This window comes from Klebsiella sp. CSG-1 (assembly GCF_056521145.1).
In genome coordinates this window covers 271,630-293,195 of the sequence record NZ_JBWNLD010000002.1, presented here as the reverse complement: position 1 = coordinate 293,195, position 21,566 = coordinate 271,630, and the positions used below count along the sequence as shown (strand labels likewise).

General features: G+C 57.1%; 24 protein-coding genes. 12 read left to right on the top strand and 12 right to left on the bottom strand.

Going from position 1 to position 21,566, the window contains the following annotated elements; all coding sequences use genetic code 11:
• Window positions 1-278 precede the first annotated feature (278 nt).
• Entirely contained in the window at window positions 279-1,259 is a 981-nt protein-coding gene (locus tag AC007G_RS05940; protein ID WP_479466556.1) for a type IV pilus twitching motility protein PilT, read from the bottom strand.
• Between the two features lie 16 nt (window positions 1,260-1,275).
• Between AC007G_RS05940 and AC007G_RS05935 the strand changes: the two genes are divergently transcribed.
• The 8 genes from AC007G_RS05935 to AC007G_RS05900 all read left to right on the top strand — a co-directional run bounded on the left by AC007G_RS05935 (window position 1,276) and on the right by AC007G_RS05900 (window position 8,074).
• A complete protein-coding gene (locus tag AC007G_RS05935; RefSeq protein WP_032697613.1) occupies window positions 1,276-1,980 on the top strand; it encodes a YggS family pyridoxal phosphate-dependent enzyme in 705 nt (234 codons plus the stop codon).
• Between the two features lie 17 nt (window positions 1,981-1,997).
• Window positions 1,998-2,564, top strand: coding sequence for a YggT family protein (locus AC007G_RS05930; RefSeq protein ID WP_032697611.1), 567 nt, complete (start codon window positions 1,998-2,000; stop codon window positions 2,562-2,564).
• Entirely contained in the window at window positions 2,561-2,851 is a 291-nt protein-coding gene (gene yggU, locus AC007G_RS05925) for a DUF167 family protein YggU (RefSeq protein ID WP_032690761.1), read from the top strand. Before AC007G_RS05930 ends, yggU begins: the two co-directional genes overlap by 4 nt.
• A gap of 12 nt (window positions 2,852-2,863) precedes the next feature.
• The gene (locus AC007G_RS05920; RefSeq protein ID WP_032690759.1) at window positions 2,864-3,457 is read left to right on the top strand and encodes an XTP/dITP diphosphatase; all 594 of its coding nucleotides are present in this window, start codon (window positions 2,864-2,866) and stop codon (window positions 3,455-3,457) included.
• Window positions 3,450-4,589, top strand: a complete 1,140-nt coding sequence (gene hemW, locus AC007G_RS05915) for a radical SAM family heme chaperone HemW (RefSeq protein ID WP_142629890.1) — start codon at window positions 3,450-3,452, stop codon at window positions 4,587-4,589. Before AC007G_RS05920 ends, hemW begins: the two co-directional genes overlap by 8 nt.
• 312 nt (window positions 4,590-4,901) lie before the next feature.
• Window positions 4,902-5,948 (top strand): ABC transporter substrate-binding protein, encoded by a 1,047-nt coding sequence (locus tag AC007G_RS05910; protein ID WP_032697609.1) that lies wholly within the window; start codon window positions 4,902-4,904, stop codon window positions 5,946-5,948.
• A 61-nt stretch (window positions 5,949-6,009) separates the two neighbouring features.
• Window positions 6,010-6,822 (top strand): ATP-binding cassette domain-containing protein, encoded by an 813-nt coding sequence (locus AC007G_RS05905; RefSeq protein ID WP_032690796.1) that lies wholly within the window; start codon window positions 6,010-6,012, stop codon window positions 6,820-6,822.
• 4 nt (window positions 6,823-6,826) lie between these two features.
• Complete coding sequence (locus AC007G_RS05900; RefSeq protein ID WP_032690756.1) at window positions 6,827-8,074, top strand: sugar ABC transporter permease; 1,248 nt, start codon at window positions 6,827-6,829, stop codon at window positions 8,072-8,074.
• A gap of 53 nt (window positions 8,075-8,127) precedes the next feature.
• Here the strand turns inward: AC007G_RS05900 and AC007G_RS05895 are convergent, their stop codons facing one another.
• Genes AC007G_RS05895 through trmB form a run of 3 tightly spaced genes read right to left on the bottom strand, consistent with a single transcriptional unit; the run spans window position 8,128 to window position 9,943 of the window.
• The gene (locus tag AC007G_RS05895) at window positions 8,128-8,847 is read right to left on the bottom strand and encodes a YggN family protein (protein WP_032690755.1); all 720 of its coding nucleotides are present in this window, start codon (window positions 8,845-8,847) and stop codon (window positions 8,128-8,130) included.
• A 50-nt stretch (window positions 8,848-8,897) separates the two neighbouring features.
• Window positions 8,898-9,224, bottom strand: a complete 327-nt coding sequence (locus tag AC007G_RS05890) for a YggL family protein (protein WP_032690754.1) — start codon at window positions 9,222-9,224, stop codon at window positions 8,898-8,900.
• Complete coding sequence (gene trmB, locus AC007G_RS05885) at window positions 9,224-9,943, bottom strand: tRNA (guanosine(46)-N7)-methyltransferase TrmB (RefSeq protein WP_032690753.1); 720 nt, start codon at window positions 9,941-9,943, stop codon at window positions 9,224-9,226. The genes AC007G_RS05890 and trmB overlap by 1 nt, the downstream gene beginning before the upstream one ends.
• A 136-nt stretch (window positions 9,944-10,079) precedes the next feature.
• Here trmB and mutY point away from each other — a divergent pair, with 136 nt between their 5' ends.
• The 4 genes from mutY (at window position 10,080) to AC007G_RS05865 (ending at window position 14,073) form a co-directional block, all read left to right on the top strand.
• A complete protein-coding gene (mutY, locus tag AC007G_RS05880; RefSeq protein ID WP_085396835.1) occupies window positions 10,080-11,138 on the top strand; it encodes an A/G-specific adenine glycosylase in 1,059 nt (352 codons plus the stop codon).
• Between the two features lie 27 nt (window positions 11,139-11,165).
• Window positions 11,166-11,441, top strand: a complete 276-nt coding sequence (locus AC007G_RS05875; RefSeq protein ID WP_004867532.1) for an oxidative damage protection protein — start codon at window positions 11,166-11,168, stop codon at window positions 11,439-11,441.
• A 50-nt stretch (window positions 11,442-11,491) separates the two neighbouring features.
• Window positions 11,492-12,574: a membrane-bound lytic murein transglycosylase MltC gene (gene mltC, locus AC007G_RS05870; protein WP_015585742.1), complete on the top strand. Its 1,083-nt coding sequence runs from the start codon at window positions 11,492-11,494 to the stop codon at window positions 12,572-12,574.
• A 239-nt stretch (window positions 12,575-12,813) separates the two neighbouring features.
• The gene (locus AC007G_RS05865) at window positions 12,814-14,073 is read left to right on the top strand and encodes a nucleoside permease (RefSeq protein WP_032690751.1); all 1,260 of its coding nucleotides are present in this window, start codon (window positions 12,814-12,816) and stop codon (window positions 14,071-14,073) included.
• Between the two features lie 37 nt (window positions 14,074-14,110).
• On the opposite strand, the gene citG is transcribed toward AC007G_RS05865, so the two are convergent.
• From citG to AC007G_RS05825, 8 genes are read right to left on the bottom strand one after another with little or no spacing between them, the layout of a single operon-like run.
• The gene (gene citG / locus AC007G_RS05860; protein ID WP_064793590.1) at window positions 14,111-14,914 is read right to left on the bottom strand and encodes a triphosphoribosyl-dephospho-CoA synthase CitG; all 804 of its coding nucleotides are present in this window, start codon (window positions 14,912-14,914) and stop codon (window positions 14,111-14,113) included.
• Window positions 14,892-15,431: a citrate lyase holo-[acyl-carrier protein] synthase gene (gene citX, locus AC007G_RS05855; RefSeq protein ID WP_032697602.1), complete on the bottom strand. Its 540-nt coding sequence runs from the start codon at window positions 15,429-15,431 to the stop codon at window positions 14,892-14,894. Before citX ends, citG begins: the two co-directional genes overlap by 23 nt.
• Before the next feature lie 4 nt (window positions 15,432-15,435).
• On the bottom strand, window positions 15,436-16,953 hold the full coding sequence (gene citF / locus AC007G_RS05850) for a citrate lyase subunit alpha (protein ID WP_032697601.1): 1,518 nt from the start codon (window positions 16,951-16,953) through the stop codon (window positions 15,436-15,438).
• A 10-nt stretch (window positions 16,954-16,963) separates the two neighbouring features.
• A complete protein-coding gene (citE, locus tag AC007G_RS05845; protein ID WP_004867558.1) occupies window positions 16,964-17,839 on the bottom strand; it encodes a citrate (pro-3S)-lyase subunit beta in 876 nt (291 codons plus the stop codon).
• Window positions 17,839-18,129 carry a citrate lyase acyl carrier protein gene (citD, locus tag AC007G_RS05840; RefSeq protein ID WP_032697600.1) on the bottom strand — a complete coding sequence of 97 codons (291 nt, stop codon included), beginning with the start codon at window positions 18,127-18,129 and terminating at the stop codon, window positions 17,839-17,841. Before citD ends, citE begins: the two co-directional genes overlap by 1 nt.
• 16 nt (window positions 18,130-18,145) lie before the next feature.
• Entirely contained in the window at window positions 18,146-19,165 is a 1,020-nt protein-coding gene (gene citC / locus AC007G_RS05835; protein ID WP_142629953.1) for a [citrate (pro-3S)-lyase] ligase, read from the bottom strand.
• A 13-nt stretch (window positions 19,166-19,178) separates the two neighbouring features.
• Complete coding sequence (locus tag AC007G_RS05830; protein WP_032690745.1) at window positions 19,179-20,042, bottom strand: fumarylacetoacetate hydrolase family protein; 864 nt, start codon at window positions 20,040-20,042, stop codon at window positions 19,179-19,181.
• 17 nt (window positions 20,043-20,059) lie between these two features.
• Complete coding sequence (locus tag AC007G_RS05825; protein ID WP_032690744.1) at window positions 20,060-21,421, bottom strand: 2-hydroxycarboxylate transporter family protein; 1,362 nt, start codon at window positions 21,419-21,421, stop codon at window positions 20,060-20,062.
• Window positions 21,422-21,566: the final 145 nt, after the last annotated feature.

Here is a 21,566-nt window from a genome sequence, read left to right as displayed (position 1 = left end):
AAATTACAAATAATTAATAAATTTACATTTCAAAACAATATTTCACAAGAAACGTCCTGTTTCCATAAACAGCATAAGTCGAAGAGATGAAAAGTGTCAAAAGATAATCTTATTTTTTCTTTATTCTGCGAGGGAAATGCCGTTCGCCCTTTCACAGCCGTCATTAATTTGACGTAGTCATTTATGGCTAAATTATATTCAGCCATAATAACCACAAACATTAATAAAACATTACGATAACAACACTCAGATATGAAAACTGAAGATTAAAACAGCGCTTATAACAGACCCGCTGCCACACGCTGTTGAAAACTTTGCGTAAAAGTCAGCATTCCGGCTTGTTGACCGGTTTGCATGACCCCCGGCAATTGATGAGTTTTCCCCTCGCGAATCAAATTTGCTACCGCCGGGGTATTCACCAAAAGCTCGTATAGCGCAACTCTTCCCTCTGACGCTGTCGGCAGTAATTTTTGTGCCAGCACCGCACATAAACTTCCCGCTAGCTGGCTACGTATTTGTTCTTTTTCCTGCGCAGGGAAGACATCCACCAGACGCTCAATCGCCTGAGCCGCGCCGCGGGTATGCAGCGTGGCCATCACCAGATGGCCGGTCTCCGCAGCGGTCAGCGCCAGGCGGATCGTTTCGCTGTCGCGCAGCTCACCCAGCAGAATCACATCGGGATCCTGGCGCAGCGCCCCCCGCAGCCCCGTGGAAAAAGAGGGACAGTCGCGTCCGATTTCACGTTGTTGAATCAGACATCGCTTGCTGTGATGGATAAACTCCACCGGATCTTCAAGCGTCAGAATATGCCCTTCACGCTGCTGGTTGAGATGATTGACCATCGCCGCGAGGGTGGTCGACTTACCGCTGCCGGTGGCTCCGGTCACCAGAATCAAACCGCTTTCTTCATTCAGCAGTTCCGTCAGCGCCGCAGGAACACGCAGCGCCTCAATCCGGGGACAGCTTTCCGGCAACAGGCGCAGCGCTAATGAAATACCCCGAGCGTGAGAAAATGCGCTGGCGCGAAGGCGCGGTCCGCCGTCGGGGGTTAAGGCAAAATCCACCTGTCCGTTGGCCTGCCAGTGCGCGCGCTGTTTCTCATCGAGCCACCCGTCAAGCCATTTCCCGATATCCGGCGTGTGAAATGGCGCCGGCTCAAGCTTTCCCTGTCGACGCCAGCGCGCTGCCGAGGTATTGCACAGGTGTAGATCGGAGACATTATGCTTTACACTAAGGGCCACGATTTCTTCCAGCTCCATAACACATCCTCGGAATATGAACGATATTGCGCATAACCTGGCACAGGTCCGGGACAAAATCTCAGACGCTGCCGCGCGCTGCGGCCGCGATCCAGAAGAAATTACGTTGCTTGCAGTGAGTAAAACGAAGCCTGCGAGTGCGATTGAAGAAGCGATAGCCGCAGGCCAGGTGGCTTTTGGCGAAAACTACGTCCAGGAAGGGGTGGAAAAAATCCGCTACTTCCAGGAAGCAGGCGCCTCTTCGCTGCAGTGGCACTTTATCGGGCCGCTGCAGTCCAACAAAAGTCGTCTGGTGGCGGAACACTTTGACTGGTGCCACACCGTCGATCGTCTGAAAATCGCCACGCGGCTCAGCGAGCAGCGCCCTTCGCATCTTCCGCCGCTTAATGTATTGATTCAAATAAACATTAGTGACGAACAGAGCAAGTCGGGCATTCTGCTGCAGGCGCTGGATGCGCTGGCAGCGGAGATTGCCGCCCTGCCCAATCTGCGGCTGCGCGGATTAATGGCCATTCCGGCACCTGAGTCAGAATATGTAAGGCAGTTTGCCGTGGCCCAACAAATGGCGGTAGCATTTGCGCGATTGAAAACGCAATACCCTACGGTCGATACGTTGTCTTTGGGCATGTCGGATGATATGGAAGCCGCAATCGCGGCGGGAAGCACGATGGTGCGCATCGGTACCGCAATTTTCGGTGCGCGCGACTACAGCAAAAATTAAGGAATCTGAGGAACGCCATGAAGACGTTGACTTTCCTGCTGGCAACGGTCATTGAACTCTACACCATGATCATGTTGCTACGCGTCTGGATGCAGTGGGCACGCTGCGATTTTTACAACCCGTTTTCGCAGTTTATCGTTAAGGTCACCCAGCCTGTCGTCGGGCCGCTGCGACGCATTATCCCGGCCATGGGCCCCATCGACAGCTCCTCGCTGCTGATCGCCTTTATTCTCTGCGTCGTGAAAGCCATCGTGCTGTTTATGGTGGTCACCTTCCAGCCGATTATCTGGATCTCCGCGCTGCTGATTCTGATTAAGACCGTCGGCCTGCTGATATTCTGGGTGCTGCTGCTGATGGCGATCATGAGCTGGGTAAGCCAGGGCCGTAGTCCGGTGGAATTCGTTCTGATGCAGCTGGCCGACCCGCTGCTGCGCCCGATTCGCAGAATGCTGCCGTCGATGGGCGGTATCGATTTCTCGCCGATGGTGCTGGTGCTGCTGCTGTACGTGGTCAATATGGGCATCGCCGAACTGCTGCAGGCGACGGGTAACGTTCTGCTTCCGGGGCTGTGGATGGCGCTATGAGTGCCGTCGAAGCCTGCGCTGACGGGCTGGTGCTGCGGCTGTATATTCAGCCCAAGGCCAGCCGTGATAGCATCGTTGGTTTACATGGCGACGAACTGAAAGTCGCCATTACCGCTCCCCCCGTAGATGGCCAGGCTAACGCCCATCTGGTTAAATTCCTCGCCAAACAGTTTCGTGTCGCGAAAAGCCAGGTGCTGCTTGAAAAAGGCGAGCTTGGCCGCCACAAACAGATAAAAATCATCAACCCGCAACAGATCCCGACTGCGGTCGCGGCGCTGACAAAATAGACAGGATTAATGATGCAAAAAGTTGTTCTCGCCACCGGTAACGCCGGGAAGGTTCGCGAGCTGGCCTCGCTGCTGGAAGATTTTGGACTGGATATCGTTGCTCAAACCGAGCTGGGCGTGGATTCCGCCGAGGAAACCGGACTGACCTTTATCGAAAATGCGATTCTGAAAGCCCGCCATGCCGCGCAGATAACCGGCTTACCGGCGATTGCCGACGACTCCGGTATCGCGGTAGACGCGTTGGGCGGCGCACCGGGTATCTATTCAGCTCGTTACTCCGGAGAAGACGCTACCGACCAGCAGAACCTGGAAAAACTGCTCGATGCCCTGAAGGACGTCCCGGACGACCAGCGTCAGGCGCAATTCCACTGCGTGCTGGTCTATCTGCGGCATGCGGCCGACCCGACGCCGGTTGTTTGTCACGGCAGCTGGCCTGGGGTCATTACCCGTCAGGCGGCGGGCAACGGTGGCTTCGGCTACGACCCGATTTTCTATGTTCCGTCCGCAGGCAAAACCGCGGCGGAACTCAGCCGTGAAGAAAAAAGCGCGATTTCCCACCGCGGGCGCGCGTTAAAACTGTTACTGGAAGCGTTACGTAATGGCTAATTTGCCGCCTCTGAGCCTGTATATTCATATCCCATGGTGTGTGCAAAAATGTCCGTACTGCGATTTTAACTCGCATGCGCTAAAGGGCGAGGTGCCGCACGATGATTATGTGCAGCATCTGCTGACCGACCTGCGGACCGATGCGGACTACGCCCAGGGACGCGAAATCGGCACGATTTTCATTGGCGGGGGAACGCCGAGCCTGCTCTCCGGGCCGGCTATGCAAACCCTGCTCGACGGCGTACGCGACTGCCTGCCGCTGGCCGCCGGTGCGGAAGTCACCATGGAAGCCAACCCAGGCACCGTGGAAGCCGATCGCTTCGTAGAATACCAGCGTGCGGGCGTGAATCGCATCTCCATCGGCGTGCAAAGCTTTAGCGAACCTAAACTGCAGCGCCTGGGGCGTATTCACGGCCCGGATGAGGCAAAGCGCGCGGCGCATCTGGCAACGGGGCTTGGCCTTCGTAGCTTTAACCTCGATTTGATGCACGGCCTGCCGGACCAGACGCTGGACGAGGCGCTGTACGACCTGCGTCAGGCGATCGAACTCAATCCGCCGCATCTCTCCTGGTATCAGCTGACTATTGAGCCGAATACTCTGTTTGGCTCCCGTCCGCCGGTGCTGCCGGATGACGACGCCCTGTGGGATATCTTTGAGCAGGGACATCGTTTGTTGACGGCGGCAGGTTATCAGCAGTATGAGACATCGGCCTATGCTAAACCGGGTTATCAGTGTCAGCACAACCTGAACTACTGGCGCTTTGGCGACTACCTTGGCATCGGCTGCGGTGCGCACGGGAAAATTACCTTCCCGGACGGGCGCATTTTACGTACGGCAAAAACGCGCCATCCGCGGGGTTACATGGAAGGCCGCTACCTCGAACGTCAGCATGACGTGGAGGCCGCCGACAAACCCTTCGAATTCTTTATGAACCGCTTCCGTCTGCTGGAAGCGGCACCGCGCAGTGAATTCAGCCGCTACACCGGTCTGGAAGAGCACGTGATCCGGCCGCAAATTGATGCCGCCATCGCCCAGGGCTACCTGGCTGAAGATGAGCGCTGCTGGCAGATAACCGAGCACGGCAAGCTGTTTTTAAACTCGCTGCTGGAGCTGTTTCTCAGCGAAGATTAATCCCCCCCGGGCGGTCCTCGACCGCCCGCTGTTGCTCTTTTCCCCCACTTCTCCGTCCGTTTTGTTGTCCCCGTGTCGGTCAAATCACCTGATCACTTTTTATGCAATTCTTTGCAGCCAATCACAAATCCGCATCGACTTTTTTCCATTTCTTGACTCCGTTTTAGTGCAGTGGTAATCCTGCTTCATCGGTTGAGCAAATGTAAAACCGAAGTATCCTACATGTGAATTATTAGTAACTCTTATTAAAAAAGTCTGTATGACGTCGGCTCCGGCTGGCGGGCTCAAACCTATAAAAAAGAGGGTAATATAATGAATTACCGTAATATTTTTATCGCACTCGCAACAATATCCGGCGGTATTTCCGCGTCGGCACAAGCGGCCGAATCCGCCACCGTAGCATTTCTCATGCCCGACCAGGCCTCCACGCGTTATGAGCAGCATGATTTCCCCGGATTCAAAGCGGAAATGAGCAAGCTGTGCGCAGAATGTAAGGTCATTTATCAAAACGCTAACGCCAGCGCGACGCTGCAACAGCAGCAGTTCAATTCGGTCATTGCCCAGGGGGCGAAGATTATCGTTCTCGATCCGGTTGACTCCTCCGCGGCCGCCGCCCTGGTCGAAAATGCCCAGGCCCAGGATGTTAAAGTGATCGCTTACGATCGCCCTATCCCCGATAAGCCAGCTGATTTTTACGTCTCGTTTGATAACGAAGGTATCGGCTATGCGATTTCACAATCGCTGGTTAATCATCTGCAAGAGAGCGGCGTGCCAAAAGGGGCCGGCGTCCTGCAAATTAACGGCTCGCCGACCGATGCCGCCGCAGGGCTTATCCGCGATGGTATTCATCGTGGGCTGAAAGCATCGGGTTACGCCACCCTCGCGGAGTTTGATACCCCGGAATGGGCGCCGCCTAAAGCGCAGGAGTGGGCCGCCGGGCAGATAACCCGCTTCGGGGACAAAATTAAAGGCGTCGTCGCGGCCAATGACGGCACCGGCGGCGGTGCCATTGCCGCCTTTAAAGCCGCCGGCGTACAGCCGGTTCCGCCGGTCACCGGGAACGACGCGACAATTGCCGCGCTGCAGCTCATCATCGCCGGCGACCAGTACAACACCATCTCCAAACCGTCAGAAATCGTTGCCGCAGCCGCGGCGAAAGTGGCCGTGGAACTCATTCAGGGTAAGAAACCGCAGGCGAGCACCACGCTGTACAACACGCCTTCTCAGCTGTTTACCCCGGCAGTCATCACCGCCAAAAATATCAAAGCGGAAATTTTCGATAAAAAGATCCAGACCTACGCTCAGGTGTGTACCGGTGAATACGCCGCAGCCTGCCAGAAATTAGGTATTGAGAAGTAATGCTGCCCCTGCGTCCGTCGTCGCCGACGGGCGTAGTTTCACCATCATTGAGGTCTTTTTTATGTCGCAACAATCAGACATCGTCGCCGGCACCAGGCAACCTGTTTTAAAACTGAGTCATGTCTCCAAACACTTCGGCGCGGTCTCCGCTCTGACGGATATCGAGCTGGAGGTTCATGCCGGCGAAGTGGTCGCGCTGGTGGGCGATAACGGCGCGGGAAAATCCACGCTGGTGAAAATTCTCGCCGGCGTACACCAGCCCACGACCGGCACCATTGAGTTTGACGGTAAGGCCATCACTCTCGACAGCCCAGGCAAGGCGCTGGAATACGGTATCGCTACGGTCTTTCAGGATTTAGCGCTGTGCGAAAATCTCGATGTCGTCGCAAACCTGTTTTTAGGCCACGAGATTTCGCCGCTGCAGCTGGACGAAGTGGCGATGGAGGTACGGGCCTGGACGTTATTGCAGGAGCTGGCGGCCAGAATCCCGTCGGTGCGCGAGCCGATTGCCTCGCTTTCCGGCGGCCAGCGCCAGACGGTGGCGATCGCCCGTTCGCTGCTGATGAACCCCAAAATCATCATGCTTGATGAGCCTACCGCCGCGCTCGGCGTGGCCCAGACGGCGGAAGTGCTCAATTTGATTGAGCGCGTTCGCGAGCGCGGCCTCGGCGTCATCATCATCAGCCATAACATGGAAGACGTCCGTGCGGTGGCCGATCGCATCGTGGTGCTGCGGCTCGGGCGCAATAAAGGCATCTTTACCCCCGACGCCTCAAACCAGGATCTGGTGGCGGCCATTACCGGCGCAACAGAGAATGCCGTTTCACGTCGCGTCGAACGAAAATCACAGTCTAGCGCTTCCGGAGTGATTTAATTTTATGAACAGCAAGACAGCATCCCGCCCCGCACTGGATCGCAGCGATGAGCGCGTCCAGCACAACGACGGCCTGTTCGGCGTGGTACGTGCGCAGATCAATCGTATCAAAACCGGCGATCTGGGGACCGCGCCGGTCATCGCCGGGCTGATCGTGATCTCCCTGGTTTTCACCTGGCTCAACCCGGTCTATATCGCGCCCAATAACCTGGTTAACCTGCTTTTTGACTGCGCTACCGTTGGATTTATCTCACTGGGGATCGTCTGCGTACTGATGCTCGGCGAAATCGATCTTTCGGTGGGCTCAATGAGCGGACTCTCTTCGGCGATTGTTGGCGTGCTGTGGGTTAATGCCGGCTGGCCGGTTGCCGCGGCGATTGCCGTCGCGCTGCTGTGCGGTATCGCCGTCGGGCTGCTTTACGCCCTGCTGTATAACCGCGTCGGCATGCCAAGCTTCGTAGCGACGCTCGCCGGCCTGCTGGCGCTGCTCGGGCTGCAGCTGTATATCCTCGGTCCCAGCGGCAGCATTAACCTGCCCTACGCCTCTCCGCTGGTGCGGTTTGGTCAGCTACTGGTGATGCCGGGCTGGTTCTCTCATCTTATGGCGCTGCTGCCCGGGCTGGCGATCCTGGTATTTGGCCTCAAAACGCGTACGCGCCGCCTGGCGGCGAACCTGTCGGCGGAAGCCGTCAGCTCACTGTTATTGCGCGCGATTCTGCTGACGGTAATCTTTGAAGCCGCCGTGTTCTATCTTAATCTCGGGCGCGGCGTACCGTGGATTTTCGGCCTGTTCGTCGCGTTGGTGATGATGCTCAACTATGCGCTCAAGCGGACGCAATGGGGGCGCTCGATGTTTGCCGTCGGCGGCAACCGCGAAGCCGCGCGCCGTTCAGGGATCAACGTGCGGGCTATTTACGTCAGCGCCTTTGTACTCTGTAGCACCCTCGCCACCTTCGGCGGCATTCTGGCCGCTTCCCGGCTGGCCTCGGCGAGCCAGCAGGCCGGGACCGGTGACGTGAATCTGAACGCCATTGCGGCGGCGGTCATCGGCGGTACCAGTCTGTTCGGCGGGCGCGGCAGCGCCTGGTCCGCTCTGCTGGGGATCATCGTGATTCAGTCGATTTCGAATGGTCTGACGCTGTTGAATCTGCCGTCATCGCTACGCTACATCATTACCGGCTGCGTGCTGGCGATTGCGGTGATTATTGACTCGCTGGCCCGTCGTTCCCGCGTATCGCACGGACGTGCCTGAGAAGGATGAACGCGGTGTGCCCCGGTGAAGGCCGCGGCACACCGCAGAGAGCGTTATTTCAGGGAGCTCACCAGCGCCTTGCGGCTGTCTTCAAGGGAGACGACCCGGCTACAAACGTCTTTGCCAAATTTCTGGAAATCCGCTTCCTGGTTTTTCCACTCTTCCTGAATTGCCGTTTGCAGGCCGCCGAGGCTGCCGAGGATCCCCTGCAGCGGATTGCCCCCGCCTTTCAGCACCGCCTTTGCGCCCATCTCGTTGATGCTGTCCTGCAGAATGCCGCCCATCGCCTGATTAACCAGCTGCTGGCCGTCGGCGCGCACCTGATCGATCGCTTTGTAATGGAAAGTCAGGCCGTCGCTGCGACGTTCAATAATGCGGTTCATCTGGGTTTTCAGCTGCGCGTCAAGTTTGGTCAGACGATCATGCATACTGCTGCTGGCGCCAACCTGCTCGGTAATGATTTTATCCAGCGCCTGACGCCCTTTTTCGACTCGCGAACGCGCGCCGTCATCAATCCATGGCAGGCTGCTGCGCAGGCCGGCCTGATAGTCCTGGGCCTGCTCACGCTGGGCCGCAGACAGAGAATACTGTTTTCCGTTATAGGTCAGATTGCCGTCCGGTTTAATCACCAGATCGCCGTTCTCCCCGGTTACCTGCACCTGATGCGGGCTGAGGATCACGTCGTCACGCGGCGTGACGCTACATTGGTAGTCCGCGTGCGCGGACAGAGCGGTAACGGACAGCGCCACCGCCAGCAGCGTTTTGCGCATCATAAAACTCCCTTAAGACAAAACGGGTCGGCAATTGCCGACCCTTGTCAAACTTAGTCCCACCAGACGTCAAAAAGTTCGCTGGTGCGCACATCGGCAAGCCCGCGATCTTCCAGCCACTTACGCACGATAGCCTGATGCTCCTCGGTACATTTACCGATTTCCTGCAGGCAGATTAGCCCTTCCCAGGAGAGGTAACCGCTGCCGTCAAACGCCAGTTTGTTCGGCTCGATCACTTCCTCAATCAGGTCATTCACGGTGCGATCGATATGCTCTTCAGTGCTCCCTTCCGGAAAACGCCATGCGACGGAAAAACCGATTTCCTGAAACTCGTCGATATGCATTTTTTTACGCAGACGACGGCTACGATTCTTTGCCATTATTTCACCCTCTCGAACATTAAGTCCCATACGCCGTGGCCAAGACGATGGCCACGCTGTTCAAATTTGGTTACCGGACGCGATTCCGGGCGCGGTACATAATCGTTGCTTTCTGACAGGTTACGATACCCTTCCAGCGATGACATCACTTCCAGCATATGCTCAGCATACGGCTCCCAGTCGGTCGCCATGTGGAAGACGCCGCCCAGTTTAAGCTTGCTTTTCACCAGCTCAGCAAAAGGCGCCTGCACGATACGGCGTTTATTATGACGCGCTTTATGCCACGGGTCAGGGAAAAACAGCTGCACCATGTTGAGAGAATTATCCGGAATCATGGTGTGGAGCACCTCGACCGCATCGTGACACATCACGCGCAGGTTGTGTACACCCTCTTCTTCGGCGGAGGCCAGGCAGGCACCGACGCCCGGTGAGTGAACTTCGATACCGAGGAAATTCTGCTCAGGCTTCGCTTGCGCCATCGCCACCAGCGAAGCGCCCATGCCGAATCCGATCTCCAGCGTAGTCGGCGCGTTGCGACCAAACAGCGCGGCGAAGTCGAGCGGCGCATCGTTGAACTCAACGCCCATCACCGGCCAAATGTTATCCAGCGCATGCTGCTGCCCTTTGGTCAGGCGGCCCTGGCGGCGGACGAAGCTACGAATACGGCGCAGCGGGCGGCCGTTTTCATCGAATTCCGGAGATATGACGTCGTTTTTCATAAAAGTTAGGTCTGCTTGTGAGAGTGTTCGGAAAACGGGCATTATCCAAAGTTACCCGACGGATGCAAGGGTTTACAGCCTGTCGCCCTTATGCTGCAATCTGCCACCCTGATATCGCGATTCCGGAGCTGTAGCTTTGACTTTTCTCGCCGCGCAATTTTCAGCCCAGGTGCTGGACTGGTACGACAAATACGGGCGTAAAACCCTGCCATGGCAAATGGATAAAACGCCTTACAAAGTATGGCTCTCCGAGGTGATGTTGCAACAAACGCAGGTCGCTACGGTGATTCCCTATTTCGAACGCTTTATGGCCCGCTTCCCGACGGTTACCGATCTGGCCGCGGCGCCGCTGGATGAAGTGCTGCATCTGTGGACCGGACTGGGCTATTACGCCCGCGCGCGCAATTTACATAAGGCGGCGCAGCAGGTGGCGAGCCTGCACGGCGGCGAATTCCCGCAAACCTTTGACGAAGTGGCGGCGCTGCCCGGCGTCGGGCGTTCCACGGCCGGCGCAATTTTATCCCTCTCCCTTGGCAAGCATTACCCCATTCTCGATGGCAACGTGAAGCGCGTGCTGGCCCGCTGCTATGCGGTCAACGGCTGGCCAGGGAAAAAAGAGGTTGAGAAACGATTATGGCAGATCAGCGAAGAGGTCACGCCGGCAAAAGGGGTCGAGCGCTTTAACCAGGCGATGATGGATCTCGGGGCGATGGTCTGCACCCGCTCGAAACCCAAATGCGAGCTCTGTCCGTTAAGTAACGGCTGCATCGCTTACGCAAATCATTCATGGGCACAATATCCTGGCAAAAAACCAAAGCAGACCATTCCGCAGCGAACGGGCTATTTCCTGCTGATGCAGCACGGCAACGAAGTGTTACTTTCCCAGCGTCCGCCGATCGGCTTATGGGGCGGATTATTCTGTTTTCCGCAGTTTGAAGAGGAGGCCGCACTGCGCAAATGGCTGGCTCAGCGTGGGATAAAGGATGATGATCTGACGCAGCTGACCGCGTTCCGCCACACTTTCAGCCATTTCCATCTGGATATTGTGCCGATGTGGCTTAGCATAGATTCATCTGGCGCATGCATGGATGAAGGCAGCACACTCTGGTATAACTTAGCGCAGCCGCCGTCGGTTGGACTGGCGGCTCCCGTGGAGCGCTTGTTGCAACAGTTGAAGGCCGGGGCTCTTGCATAGCTTTCTGGCGAATAAAGAGGATGACTAATGAGCAGAACGATTTTTTGTACTTTCCTGCAGCGTGAAGCGGATGGCCAGGATTTCCAGCTGTATCCGGGTGAGTTAGGCAAACGCATCTATAACGAGATTTCGAAAGAGGCGTGGGCTCAGTGGCAGCACAAGCAAACCATGTTAATCAACGAGCAAAAGCTCAACATGATGAACGTGGAACATCGCAAGCTGCTGGAACAGGAGATGATCCAGTTCCTGTTTGAAGGGAAAGATGTGCACATTGAAGGCTACACGCCGCCTGAAAAAAAGTAAGAGTCCTCTGACTCTTAAGCACAACAAACACAACGCACACTCCCGGAATGATGAAAAAATATTTAGCGCTAGCGCTCATTGCGCCTTTGCTCGTTTCGTGTTCCAGCTCAAATAAAAAGGGCGATGGGTATAACGAAGCCTGGGTTAAGGACACCAACGGCTTCGATATTCTGATGGGTCAGTTCGCCCATAACATCGAAAATATTTGGGGTTATAACGAAGTTCTGCTCGCCGGGCCGAAAGACTACGTTAAGTACACCGATCAGTATCAGACCCGTAGCCACATCAACTTTGATGAGGGCACCATCACCGTCGAGACCATCGCCGGTACCGATCCGACCGGCCGTTTACGCCAGACCATCATTAAGACGCTGCTGATGGGCGACGATCCGGGGTCAATCGACCTCTATTCCGACGCCGATGATATCCAGATTTCGAAAGAGCCGTTCCTTTACGGACAGGTGGTGGATAACCACGGCGATCCGATTCGCTGGGAGTGGCGGGCCTCGCGCTATGCCGATTATCTGTTGCAAACGCGGCTGAAAAGCCGCAGCAACGGCCTGCGGATGATCTATAGCATTACCATTAATCTGGTGCCGAACCACCTCGACAAACGTGCGCATAAGTACATCGGCTACGTTCGCCAGTCGGCGCGGAAGTATGGCGTCGATGAGTCGCTGATTCTGGCGATTATGCAGACCGAATCCTCTTTTAACCCGTACGCCGTGAGCCATGCTGATGCGCTGGGTCTGATGCAGGTTGTGCAGCACAGCGCCGGGAAAGATGTCTTCCGTGCGCAGGGGAAATCGGGGCTGCCAAGCCGCAGCTATCTGTTCGATCCGGCGAATAACATTGATACCGGCACCGCCTATCTGGCGATGCTGAATAATGTGTATCTGTCAGGTATCGATAACCCGACCTCGCGCCGCTATGCCGTGATCACCGCGTATAACGGCGGCGCCGGCAGCGTATTGCGCGTCTTCTCCAGCGATAAGGTCCAGGCGGCCAATATTATCAACAGCATGACGCCGGGGGATGTCTATTCCACCCTCACCAACCGTCACCCGTCGGCGGAATCGCGCCGCTATCTTTATAAGGTGAATACGGCGCAGAAGTCCTACCGCCGGAAATAAGGTTATCTCCTCGCCCGCCCCTTTCCCGAGCAGAGAGGGTCGGGTTTTCCCGCTTCACCTCGCCTTTCCCATAGGAAAATGTTATTTGCATCACAATCTAATCTGCAAATTAATGGGGATTGCATTTTTTTGCGGAAGGTAACAAAACATCGCGGCGTTAACTGATAGAATTTCATCAAATTGAAACCCTGAATGTAATTATCACAACACATCCCCCGCTTACTCGTGAGGAAAATAACATGAACCTTAAGCTGCAGCTTAAAATATTGTCGTTTCTGCAGTTCTGCCTGTGGGGTAGTTGGCTGACTACACTTGGCTCCTATATGTTTGTGACGCTCAAGTTCGACGGTGCGTCTATCGGCGCCGTTTACAGCTCGCTCGGCATTGCGGCAGTTCTGATGCCAACGCTGCTGGGTATCGTGGCGGATAAATGGATCAGCGCGAAGTGGGTTTACGCGCTGTGCCATCTGGTGGGGGCAGGTACGCTGTTTATGGCGGCCCAGGTCACCACGCCTGGGGAGATGTTCTTTGTGATTCTGCTTAACTCGCTGGCCTATATGCCAACATTGGGCTTAATCAACACGATTTCCTACTACCGTCTGAAATCCGCCGGTCTGGATATTGTGACCGATTTCCCACCGATTCGTATCTGGGGCACCATCGGCTTTATCATGGCGATGTGGGGCGTCAGCTTCGCGGGCTTCGAGCTGAGCCACATGCAGCTTTACATCGGTGCGGCGCTCTCCGTTGTCCTCGCGCTGTTCACCCTGACGCTGCCGCACGTTCCGGTCTCCAATCAGCAGAAAAACCAGAGCTGGAGCAGCATGCTTGGCCTCGATGCCTTTGCCCTGTTCAAAAACAAGCGGATGGCGATTTTCTTTATTTTCTCCATGCTGTTAGGCGCAGAGCTGCAAATCACCAACATGTTCGGCAATACCTTCCTGCACAGCTTCGATAATAACCCGCTGTTCTCCGGGAGCTTTATCGTTGAGCACGCGTCGGTGATGATGTCGATTTCCCAGATCTCCGAAACCCTGTTCATTCTGACTATTCCGTTCTTCCTGAGCCGCTATGGCATCAAGAACGTGATGATTATCAGTATTTTCGCCTGGATGCTGCGCTTCGGTCTCTTCGCCTATGGCGATCCGACCCCGTTCGGCACCGTGCTGCTGGTTCTGTCGATGATTGTTTACGGCTGCGCCTTCGACTTCTTCAACATCTCCGGCTCGGTGTTTGTTGAGAAAGAGGTGAGACCTGAAATCCGCGCCAGCGCCCAGGGGATGTTCCTGATGATGACCAACGGCTTCGGCTGTATCCTCGGCGGCGTAGTGAGCGGGAAAGTGGTGGAGATGTATACCACCAACGGCATCACCGACTGGCAGCCTGTCTGGCTGATCTTTGCTGCCTACTCGCTGGTTCTGGCCATCGCCTTCATCGCGCTGTTTAAATACAAACACGTGCGTGTACCGGCCGGCGCGCAGACCACCCCCGCGCATTAACCGATTGTTCCCTCCCCTCTCTTCGGGGGGAGGGAAATTAACCGCACTTCGCTAAAACCCACGCCACCGACAGTAAATCCGCGCTCCCTCCCGGGCTTAAATGACGCTTTATCAGCGCCCGGTCCATCTCCAGCAAACGCCGGCGATCCCAGCCGTTTGCCAGCAGCGTTCGCGCATAGCTCTGCACATATCGCAGCCCATGAATACCGCCGCGCGACACCAGATTACTGTCCGGATTCACCGCCATCAGGCGCAGGAGCAAATCATGCAGCTGGCGGCCGTTCCACTGAGGCAAGACGCGACGTACCGTCGCAAAACCACTTTCCGCCTCACCGCGGGCGCCGGTTAAACCCAGCTGCCGGAACTGACGTTCGCCTGCGGTTGCTGCCGCGCTGCGGCCAGCCAGCTCGCGCGCCACCAGCCCCCGGCACAGAATTCCCACTTCGCGACAGAGGTTTGACGCGGTCACCTCCCGCACCCTTCCGGCGGCAAAACAGAGTAGCCCGAGAGCAAATATCCCCCCTTTATGAGTATTCACGCCACCGGTTGCGGCATACATTGCCTGCTCGCAGGCAATGCCCATCGGGCGTAGCAGGCGCAACTGCTCGTCTGCCGGTTGGTCTGCGTAGTCACTCCCCAGCGCGGTAAAGCGGGAGAGCCACGGCGCAATCGCGGTAATACTGCGAACAAACAGAGCGTGGTCCATATCGTGATGAGCCCCGTTGTTGAGTCGGTCCACCAGTCCCGGCTTAGGGGTCAGCTCCAGCTCCTGCCACAGGGCCTCTTCCGCCAGACGAGGGACCTCAATGGCGCAAAATTTAGTCGCGGGCAAACCAGTCATTGATAATCTTCTCCACACTTCCCACCACCTGCCCGACCGGATGCTTGCGCGAGCGAGAGCAGACATGCGCCGGCTCATCACACACCAGGCAGCGGCGCATGTGCAGGCCAAGCGACAGGCGGCCAACGTGGCCATCCTGCGGGCAGATCACATCCAGGTCCCACAGCCTGCCGAGCGGATGGCTCTGCTCCAACGCCACGCAGTGGGCCTTGATCTCCGGCGCATTGTGCGCCACGGACCACATCGCCTCAGGCCCCGTCGGGAGCCACAGTATCTGGCGATCCCGCACCGGCCAGCGGTTCTCCCACAGCAGCTGGTCGCACATCTGTAGCGCCACGCCCATCGTATTGCGGTAGCGGAGACTATTTTTTACCGTTCCCGGTGTCACCAGGGTCAGCGAAATAATCGGCTGTTGATAACGTTTTAGCCAGTCAGCCTGGCGCGCCGCGCGGCATTCTTTCGCCGCCAGCCACGCCTCAAGGCTGACACCCGCCGCCACGGGTGTCGCAGTGTTCATGTTGCTACTCCTTAACCTGGCGCACGGTATCAATCACCCGCCCGTCGCGGTAGCGAATGACGCCGACGATTTTGTCGGTGAATTCAATGGGTTTGGGGATCCCGCTTAGCGAGATAGCCCGCGCATACAGCGCGTCGATATCGACGATGTTCATCCCGGCGGCAATCAGGCGCGCGCGGATCTCCGGTCGCGCCGGATTCACCGCAATCCCGTGATCGGTGACCAGCACATCGATGCTTTCTCCCGGCGTCAGTCGCGTCGTCACCCGCTTGACTACCGTGGGAATGCGGCTGCGCAGCAGCGGGGCGACGACAATCGTCAGGTTTGCCGCTGCCGCCACATCACAGTGACCACCGGACGCCCCGCGCATCACGCCGTCGGAACCGGTAATCACGTTAACGTTGAAATCGACGTCGATTTCCAGCGCGCTGAGAATAGCCACGTCCAGCTGGTCGCAGCTCGCCGCCTTGCTGCCCGGGTTGGCATAAACGTTGGTGGAGATCTCCACGTGATTGGGATTGCGCGCCAGCGAAGCGGCCGCCTGACCGTCAAAGCACTGGGTATCGAGCAGCTTTTCAATCAGCCCCTTCTCATGCAGATCCACCAGACTGCCGGTAATCCCACCCAGCGCAAAGCGGGCTTTCACGCCGCTGCGCTCCATCTTCTCTTCCATAAAGCGGGTGCAGGCGGTAGCCGCCGCTCCGGAGCCGGTCTGCATCGAAAAACCGGCTCTGAAGTAACCGGAGTGCTCAATCACATCTGCCGCATAGCGGGCGATCATCAGTTCACGCGGGTTACTGGTGACGCGCGCCGCACCGACGCTGATCTTCGCCGGGTCGCCCACGCTATCAACCTGTACGATGTAATCCACCTGATCCTGCATCAGGCTCGCCGGCATATTGGGGAATGGCACCAGTTCTTCAGTCAGCAGCACCACCCGCCGGGCAAAGTGCGCATCGACCATCGCATAGCCGAGCGAACCGCAGCAGGAGCGCCCGTGGGTCCCGTTGGCATTGCCGAACTCATCGCTGCACGGCACACCGAGAAACGCGACGTCAATGTTCAGTTCGCCATCCTGTAGTAATTTCACCCGCCCGCCGTGGGAATGGATTTGCACCGGCTCATCCATCACTCCGTGGGAGATAGCCTCCGCCAGTTTCCCGCGCATCCCTGAGGTATAAATGCGGCGAATCACTCCGTTCTGGATATGTTCGATAAGGGCATCGTTGCAGGTCATCAGTGAGCTGGAAGCCAACGTCAGGCCTTTAAAACCCATTTGCGCAAGCTTCGCCACTACGCTGTTAATCACCCGATCGCCTTCACGGAAGGCATGGTGAAAGGAGATAGTCATTCCGTCCTGCAGGCCGCTGCGCGCCACCGCCTCTTCGAGGGATGCACACAGCTTACGACGATGCTTTTCCTCCACGTCGGCCAGCCAGGGCGTAGCGCTGAGGGCAGAATCAAACGGTTTTAAATCCCGCAGATGAGGGAAGGTCGCATGGAGAAGTTCTGTCTGGTTCATTGTTTTATCCTTAACGGCGCACGCCGGAGGCGGCCGCGCGTTCCAGCACTCTCTGTGCGTGGTTAATAATCGGGGCATCGACCATTTTGCCGTTGAGCGAGACCACGCCCAGGCCATTGCGTTCCCCCTCCTGCGCGGCTTCAATCACTAACTGCGCGTGTTCGACCTCCTGCCGGGTTGGCGCATACGCATTGTGCAGCAGGTCAATCTGACGCGGGTTAATCAACGATTTGCCGTTAAAGCCCATTTTGCGGATCAACTCGACTTCGCGCAGGAATCCGGCTTCGTCGTTCACATCTGACCACACCACGTCGAAGGCATCGATACCGGCTGCCCGGGCGGCATGCAGTACCGCGCAGCGGGCGTAGAACAGTTCGGTACCGTCGCTGCGCTCGGTCTGCATATCCATCACATAATCAAAGGCCGCCAGCGCAATCCCAATCAGCCGCGGGGAACGGCGGGCAATGGCCACGGCGTTAATGACGCCAACGGCCGACTCAATCGCCGCCATGATGCGGGTGGACCCCACTTCACGCCCGCAGTCGCGCTCGATACGCACCAGGTGGCTTTCCAGTTCGTCGATATCTTCCGGAGTATCGGTTTTCGGCAATCGGATCACGTCCACGCCAGCCCGCACGGCGGCTTCCAGATCCAGCAAGCCAAACGGCGTGCTCAGCGGGTTAATGCGCACCACGGTTTCGATATCCTGATACATCGGGTGCTGGAGCGCATGCCAGACCAGCAGCCGCGCGCTGTCTTTCTCACGCAGCGCCACCGCGTCCTCAAGATCGAACATGATCGAATCGGGACGGTAAATAAAGGCGGTAGAGAGCATGGCTGCGTTAGCGCCCGGCAGGAATAACATGCTACGACGGAGCCTGTTCATCACAGTGTCCTCCAGTCGATATGCGGTTCATCGACGGCGCGCAGCACCGCGCTTTGCAATCGCGCACGAATGACGCAATCCAGCGCGCCTTTGTCTTCGATGATAATCAATCCCTGCCGCACCGCCATCGCGCGCAGCGTTTCCTCAACCACCTGACGAATCTGCTCGCCAAACTGCTTCATCACTTCACTGTGGATGACAATCTCCAGCTCGCCGTCGGCGGGGGCGATTTTCACCATCAGGTCGCTGGACTCCTGCGTACCGGCCAGCGCCTCCCTTACAATTTTCATGTTCGTTTCCTGATAGTTAAGCGACTTCCGCGCTGTAGTGCGCTTCGAGATGCGCGAAAGTGGATTCCGGGACAATGTCCCGAATACGAGAATACTGTTCTGTCTTAAGTAAACGACGGACTTCCGAGGCCGAAATGGCGCTGCCCCCGGCCTTGATACGGGCCACCTCCTCAACGTGGATGTGGCCAGCCAGCAGTTCATGCAGCGTCTGGTTGTACTGACGGGTGATATCGCAAAACGGCTCGGAGCCGATAAAACGATGGGTAATGCCGAGAGACGGCGCGATGTAGTCGCGAAAGATCAGCACGTCGATTTCGCTCCACGCCTGCTGCACTTTTCCGCTCTCTTTCAGGAAGTAGGCCGGAAAAGTGGCGCGCGAGATGATGTACTGCGAGCCCTCGTGCACGGAGACATTCGACAGATGTGCCACTCCGGCCCGTACCATCTCCAGACGCGCGGTGAACGGAAAGAAAGAGGCGTCTTCACGTACCACAAACAGATGCAGCCAGTCGCAGCGTGCCGCCGCGTGTTCCACCAGATGACGGTGGCCAAGCGTGAACGGATTAGCGTTCATGACAATCGCGCCGATATCCTGGCCGGGCCGGCGCTCCTGGCGCAGCGAACGGCAGTAGCGCGTAATGCCCTGCGGCGTGTTTTCCATCAATACCGCGTTCTTGCCACTGCGGGCGACAGGCCAGAAGCCGCTGCGGGCAAAGCGCTCCTCGTTGCAGGGCCGGGTGCAAAGGAAGAGATGAAAATGGCCGCGCGCGAGGGCGACGTTTTCCACTTCCGCCAGCAGCCGCGCGCTAAGGTTCACACCGCGCAGCTGCTCATCGACCGCCACGCATTTGATAACGTTGGCGGCCAGCCCCGCGCAGCCCACCAGCTGCCTTCCGGACCAGGCCTCAACAAACAGCGTGATATCGTTGTCCATCCCCAGACCGCTGTCCGTCAGCAGGTAACGAATCTGGCTCAGACGTTCCGGGTGTTGGGCCACTTCCGTGAAGCGAAAGTCGATAGCGGGTTGCGAGTCCATCATCACGCCCTACTCAGTGTGCCGTCGTCAGCGTGCTGGCTGGCGCTTCCATGATCACATTGCTGAGATGGCCAATATGCTCAATCTCAACCTCAATGCGATCGCCCTCCTGCATAAACAGCGGCGGGTTACGCTTTTTCCCCACCCCGCCCGGCGATCCGGTGATGATCACATCGCCCGGGCTTAAGCGGGTGAAGGTGCTGATGTACTCGATAAGTTCCGCCACCTTGTGGATCATGCTGCTGGTGTTGTCATCCTGAACCATCCGGCCGTTCAGCCAGGTGCGGATCGTCAGCTGATGCGGATCCGGGATCTCATCCGCGGTCGCCATCCACGGGCCGAATGCGCCGGTCTGCCGCCAGTTTTTCCCCGCGGTAAACCAGCTGTGCTGCCAGTCGCGCGCGGAGCCATCCATGTAGCAGCTGTAGCCGGCAACGTGGCGCAGCGCCTCCTCGCGACGGATGTTTTCGCCGCCTTTGCCGATAATCACCGCCAGTTCGCCTTCGTAGTCAAATTCGCTGGAATGGCGCGGTTTCAGCACCGGCGCGTTGTGCGCCGTCTGCGAATCCGGGAAACGAACAAACAGCGTCGGCGCCGGATTGTGCTGGTCGAACTCTTTGCGCTTTTCGGCATAGTTCATGCCGACGCAGAGGATTTTTTCCGGCTGCTCAATCACCGGCAGGAAGGTGACGGCGCTCATCGGCACATCGACCGCATCGTTGAGATAGCGGCCGGCTTCCGCCAGCCCGTTGCCCTGCAGCAGCGCCTTGAGGTCACCGTAGCGATCGCCGAGGCGACGACCTAAATCGATCATCCCTTCCGCCTTGACGATGCCAAAGCTACGGGAACCCTGATAGATAAAGCTTGCGAGTTTCATGATGTTTTCCTGAAAACTTAAACGAGGAAGTTGCCGAGAACCAACAGCGAGATGGAGACGTTGATCGCCCCGCCGATGCGGGTGGCAATCTGGGCGAATGGCATCAGGCTCATACGGTTGCCGGCGGTCAGAATCGCCACATCGCCGGTGCCGCCCTGTCCGCTCTGGCAGCAGGAGACGATGGCGACATCAATCGGATGCATGCCAATCTTTTTGCCGACGAAGAAACCGGTCGCCACCAGCGCAGAGACGGTGCTGATAATCACCAGCAGGTTGCTGACGGTGAAAGCGGCGACCAGTTCGTGCCATGGGGTGATCGCTACGCCAACGGCAAACAGGATGGGATAGGTCACAGAGGTCTGGAAGAATTTGTAGACCACCTGAGAACCTTCAAGAATGCGCGGGGAGACGCCGTTAAACAGCTTCACCAGCACCGCCATAAACAGCATGCCAACCGGTGCAGGCAGACCAATCAGCTTGTGGCCCAGCATCCCCAGCATATACAGCAGTACCGCCAGCAGCGCGCCGGAAGCGATGGTGGTGACGTCGACTTTGCCGGAGAAGGCAGGCTGTGAGGCCGTTTCGTCGGTATTCGCGCGGTTTGGCATCAGCTGGCCTTCACCGGTCAGGTGCGGATAGCGTTTGCCGAGTTGGTTCAGACAGCCGGAGATGATAATGGCGGTAAGGCCGCCCAGCATCACCATCGGCAGGACGCGTCCCAGCGCCACGCCCTGATCCATATGCAGCAACGTCGCATAGCCGATCGACAGCGGGATCGCCCCTTCACCCACGCCGCCCGCCATGATCGGCAGAATGATAAAGAAGAAGATCTGGAATGGTTCGAGGCCGAGCGCCAGCCCCACCCCCATGCCGACGATCATGCCGACGATTTCCCCGCACAGCATCGGGAAGAAGATGCGCAGGAAGCCCTGGATCAGCACGGTGCGGTTCATGCTCATGATGCTGCCGACAATAATGCAGCAGATATAGAGATAGAGGATGTTGGTGGATTTGTAGAATTTGGTGGTGGACTCCACCACCACGTCCGGCAGCAGGCCGTAATAAACCAGCGCGGAGGGGATGAACGTCGCGCAAATCGCCGCCGCGCCGAGCTTGCCGACAATCGGCAGACGCTTGCCGAATTCACCGCAGGCAAAACCAAAAAAAGCCAGCGTGGCAACCATCACCACGATATCGCTCGGTAACTTCCCCCCCAGACAATCGATGGCGATCAGCAGCCCGGCAAGAACAAACAGCGGTAAAGGAATAATCCCCACTTTCCAGCTATCCATAATATGCCACCAGCGCTCTTTGAGCGAAGGTTTATGAATATCAATTGGGTCCTGGGTAACAGAGAAAGAATCGTCAGTTGTGCTCATAATTAAGCCCCTTGGTTATTTTGTGCAGGCAGCTTAATGTGCCCGAAGCAGACTTAATGTGAGGCTCAGCATATTAAAACCGAAACTTTAATGGACGCTATGGTTTTAATGGTTTCTTTTATTTAATGTGATTCACAGTTTATTT

Excerpts from the sequence above, each read along its gene's own strand:
- citX (WP_032697602.1), bottom strand. The coding sequence starts at position 15,431 with ATGAACACTGCGACACCCGTGGCGGCGGGTGTCAGCCTTGAGGCGTGG.
- AC007G_RS05935 (WP_032697613.1), top strand. The coding sequence starts at position 1,276 with ATGAACGATATTGCGCATAACCTGGCACAGGTCCGGGACAAAATCTCA.
- AC007G_RS05895 (WP_032690755.1), bottom strand. The coding sequence starts at position 8,847 with ATGATGCGCAAAACGCTGCTGGCGGTGGCGCTGTCCGTTACCGCTCTG.
- AC007G_RS05900 (WP_032690756.1), top strand. The coding sequence starts at position 6,827 with ATGAACAGCAAGACAGCATCCCGCCCCGCACTGGATCGCAGCGATGAG.
- citE (WP_004867558.1), bottom strand. The coding sequence starts at position 17,839 with ATGAACAGGCTCCGTCGTAGCATGTTATTCCTGCCGGGCGCTAACGCA.
- citC (WP_142629953.1), bottom strand. The coding sequence starts at position 19,165 with ATGGACTCGCAACCCGCTATCGACTTTCGCTTCACGGAAGTGGCCCAA.
- citD (WP_032697600.1), bottom strand. The coding sequence starts at position 18,129 with ATGAAAATTGTAAGGGAGGCGCTGGCCGGTACGCAGGAGTCCAGCGAC.
- AC007G_RS05865 (WP_032690751.1), top strand. The coding sequence starts at position 12,814 with ATGAACCTTAAGCTGCAGCTTAAAATATTGTCGTTTCTGCAGTTCTGC.
- AC007G_RS05940 (WP_479466556.1), bottom strand. The coding sequence starts at position 1,259 with ATGGAGCTGGAAGAAATCGTGGCCCTTAGTGTAAAGCATAATGTCTCC.
- mltC (WP_015585742.1), top strand. The coding sequence starts at position 11,492 with ATGAAAAAATATTTAGCGCTAGCGCTCATTGCGCCTTTGCTCGTTTCG.
- citF (WP_032697601.1), bottom strand. The coding sequence starts at position 16,953 with ATGAACCAGACAGAACTTCTCCATGCGACCTTCCCTCATCTGCGGGAT.
- AC007G_RS05875 (WP_004867532.1), top strand. The coding sequence starts at position 11,166 with ATGAGCAGAACGATTTTTTGTACTTTCCTGCAGCGTGAAGCGGATGGC.
- AC007G_RS05905 (WP_032690796.1), top strand. The coding sequence starts at position 6,010 with ATGTCGCAACAATCAGACATCGTCGCCGGCACCAGGCAACCTGTTTTA.
- AC007G_RS05910 (WP_032697609.1), top strand. The coding sequence starts at position 4,902 with ATGAATTACCGTAATATTTTTATCGCACTCGCAACAATATCCGGCGGT.
- trmB (WP_032690753.1), bottom strand. The coding sequence starts at position 9,943 with ATGAAAAACGACGTCATATCTCCGGAATTCGATGAAAACGGCCGCCCG.
- AC007G_RS05930 (WP_032697611.1), top strand. The coding sequence starts at position 1,998 with ATGAAGACGTTGACTTTCCTGCTGGCAACGGTCATTGAACTCTACACC.
- hemW (WP_142629890.1), top strand. The coding sequence starts at position 3,450 with ATGGCTAATTTGCCGCCTCTGAGCCTGTATATTCATATCCCATGGTGT.
- AC007G_RS05920 (WP_032690759.1), top strand. The coding sequence starts at position 2,864 with ATGCAAAAAGTTGTTCTCGCCACCGGTAACGCCGGGAAGGTTCGCGAG.
- AC007G_RS05830 (WP_032690745.1), bottom strand. The coding sequence starts at position 20,042 with ATGAAACTCGCAAGCTTTATCTATCAGGGTTCCCGTAGCTTTGGCATC.
- citG (WP_064793590.1), bottom strand. The coding sequence starts at position 14,914 with ATGACTGGTTTGCCCGCGACTAAATTTTGCGCCATTGAGGTCCCTCGT.
- AC007G_RS05825 (WP_032690744.1), bottom strand. The coding sequence starts at position 21,421 with ATGAGCACAACTGACGATTCTTTCTCTGTTACCCAGGACCCAATTGAT.
- AC007G_RS05890 (WP_032690754.1), bottom strand. The coding sequence starts at position 9,224 with ATGGCAAAGAATCGTAGCCGTCGTCTGCGTAAAAAAATGCATATCGAC.
- yggU (WP_032690761.1), top strand. The coding sequence starts at position 2,561 with ATGAGTGCCGTCGAAGCCTGCGCTGACGGGCTGGTGCTGCGGCTGTAT.